Source organism: Pseudomonas sp. AC083 (assembly GCF_979253165.1).
On the sequence record NZ_CEEDDH010000033.1, the window covers coordinates 2,039 to 5,025 of the forward strand.

1 rRNA gene is annotated in these 2,987 nt (G+C 51.7%); it reads left to right on the forward strand.

From position 1 onward, the window contains the following. Positions 1-65: 65 nt before the first annotated feature. Positions 66-2,959 (forward strand): 23S ribosomal RNA (locus tag AC0IXA_RS27100). The last annotated feature ends 28 nt before the right edge of the window (positions 2,960-2,987 follow it).

A 2,987-nucleotide genomic window follows, 5' to 3' on the forward strand; every position in this document is an offset into this window, starting at 1 on the left:
TTGAGAAATTCGAATTTTCGGCGAATGTCGTCTTCACAGTATAACCAGATTGCTTGGGGTTATATGGTCAAGTGAAGAAGCGCATACGGTGGATGCCTTGGCAGTCAGAGGCGATGAAAGACGTGGTAGCCTGCGAAAAGCTTCGGGGAGTCGGCAAACAGACTTTGATCCGGAGATGTCTGAATGGGGGAACCCAGCCATCATAAGATGGTTATCTTGTACTGAATACATAGGTGCAAGAGGCGAACCAGGGGAACTGAAACATCTAAGTACCCTGAGGAAAAGAAATCAACCGAGATTCCCTTAGTAGTGGCGAGCGAACGGGGACTAGCCCTTAAGTGGCTTTGAGATTAGCGGAACGCTCTGGAAAGTGCGGCCATAGTGGGTGATAGCCCTGTACGCGAAAATCTCTTAGTCATGAAATCGAGTAGGACGGAGCACGAGAAACTTTGTCTGAATATGGGGGGACCATCCTCCAAGGCTAAATACTACTGACTGACCGATAGTGAACTAGTACCGTGAGGGAAAGGCGAAAAGAACCCCGGAGAGGGGAGTGAAATAGATCCTGAAACCGTATGCGTACAAGCAGTGGGAGCAGACTTTGTTCTGTGACTGCGTACCTTTTGTATAATGGGTCAGCGACTTATTTTCAGTGGCGAGCTTAACCGAATAGGGGAGGCGTAGCGAAAGCGAGTCTTAATAGGGCGTCTAGTCGCTGGGAATAGACCCGAAACCGGGCGATCTATCCATGGGCAGGTTGAAGGTTAGGTAACACTGACTGGAGGACCGAACCGACTACCGTTGAAAAGTTAGCGGATGACCTGTGGATCGGAGTGAAAGGCTAATCAAGCTCGGAGATAGCTGGTTCTCCTCGAAAGCTATTTAGGTAGCGCCTCATGTATCACTGTAGGGGGTAGAGCACTGTTTCGGCTAGGGGGTCATCCCGACTTACCAAACCGATGCAAACTCCGAATACCTACAAGTGCCGAGCATGGGAGACACACGGCGGGTGCTAACGTCCGTCGTGAAAAGGGAAACAACCCAGACCGTCAGCTAAGGTCCCAAAGTTATGGTTAAGTGGGAAACGATGTGGGAAGGCTTAGACAGCTAGGAGGTTGGCTTAGAAGCAGCCACCCTTTAAAGAAAGCGTAATAGCTCACTAGTCGAGTCGGCCTGCGCGGAAGATGTAACGGGGCTCAAACCATACACCGAAGCTACGGGTATCACCTTCGGGTGATGCGGTAGAGGAGCGTTCTGTAAGCCTGTGAAGGTGAGTTGAGAAGCTTGCTGGAGGTATCAGAAGTGCGAATGCTGACATGAGTAACGACAATGGGTGTGAAAAACACCCACGCCGAAAGACCAAGGTTTCCTGCGCAACGTTAATCGACGCAGGGTTAGTCGGTCCCTAAGGCGAGGCTGAAAAGCGTAGTCGATGGAAAACAGGTTAATATTCCTGTACTTCTGGTTATTGCGATGGAGGGACGGAGAAGGCTAGGCCAGCTTGGCGTTGGTTGTCCAAGTTTAAGGTGGTAGGCTGAGATCTTAGGTAAATCCGGGATCTTAAGGCCGAGAGCTGATGACGAGTTACCCTTTGGGTGACGAAGTGGTTGATGCCATGCTTCCAAGAAAAGCTTCTAAGCTTCAGGTAACCAGGAACCGTACCCCAAACCGACACAGGTGGTTGGGTAGAGAATACCAAGGCGCTTGAGAGAACTCGGGTGAAGGAACTAGGCAAAATGGCACCGTAACTTCGGGAGAAGGTGCGCCGGTGAGGGTGAAGGACTTGCTCCGTAAGCTCATGCCGGTCGAAGATACCAGGCCGCTGCGACTGTTTATTAAAAACACAGCACTCTGCAAACACGAAAGTGGACGTATAGGGTGTGACGCCTGCCCGGTGCCGGAAGGTTAATTGATGGGGTTAGCTAACGCGAAGCTCTTGATCGAAGCCCCGGTAAACGGCGGCCGTAACTATAACGGTCCTAAGGTAGCGAAATTCCTTGTCGGGTAAGTTCCGACCTGCACGAATGGCGTAACGATGGCGGCGCTGTCTCCACCCGAGACTCAGTGAAATTGAAATCGCTGTGAAGATGCAGTGTATCCGCGGCTAGACGGAAAGACCCCGTGAACCTTTACTATAGCTTTGCACTGGACTTTGAATTTGCTTGTGTAGGATAGGTGGGAGGCTTTGAAGCGTGGACGCCAGTTCGCGTGGAGCCATCCTTGAAATACCACCCTGGCAACTTTGAGGTTCTAACTCAGGTCCGTTATCCGGATCGAGGACAGTGTATGGTGGGTAGTTTGACTGGGGCGGTCTCCTCCTAAAGAGTAACGGAGGAGTACGAAGGTGCGCTCAGACCGGTCGGAAATCGGTCGTAGAGTATAAAGGCAAAAGCGCGCTTGACTGCGAGACAGACACGTCGAGCAGGTACGAAAGTAGGTCTTAGTGATCCGGTGGTTCTGTATGGAAGGGCCATCGCTCAACGGATAAAAGGTACTCCGGGGATAACAGGCTGATACCGCCCAAGAGTTCATATCGACGGCGGTGTTTGGCACCTCGATGTCGGCTCATCACATCCTGGGGCTGAAGCCGGTCCCAAGGGTATGGCTGTTCGCCATTTAAAGTGGTACGCGAGCTGGGTTTAGAACGTCGTGAGACAGTTCGGTCCCTATCTGCCGTGGACGTTTGAGATTTGAGAGGGGCTGCTCCTAGTACGAGAGGACCGGAGTGGACGAACCTCTGGTGTTCCGGTTGTCACGCCAGTGGCATTGCCGGGTAGCTATGTTCGGGAAAGATAACCGCTGAAAGCATCTAAGCGGGAAACTTGCCTCAAGATGAGATCTCACTGGAACCTTGAGTTCCCTGAAGGGCCGTCGAAGACTACGACGTTGATAGGTTGGGTGTGTAAGCGCTGTGAGGCGTTGAGCTAACCAATACTAATTGCCCGTGAGGCTTGACCATATAACACCCAAGCAATTTGCTGACCTGA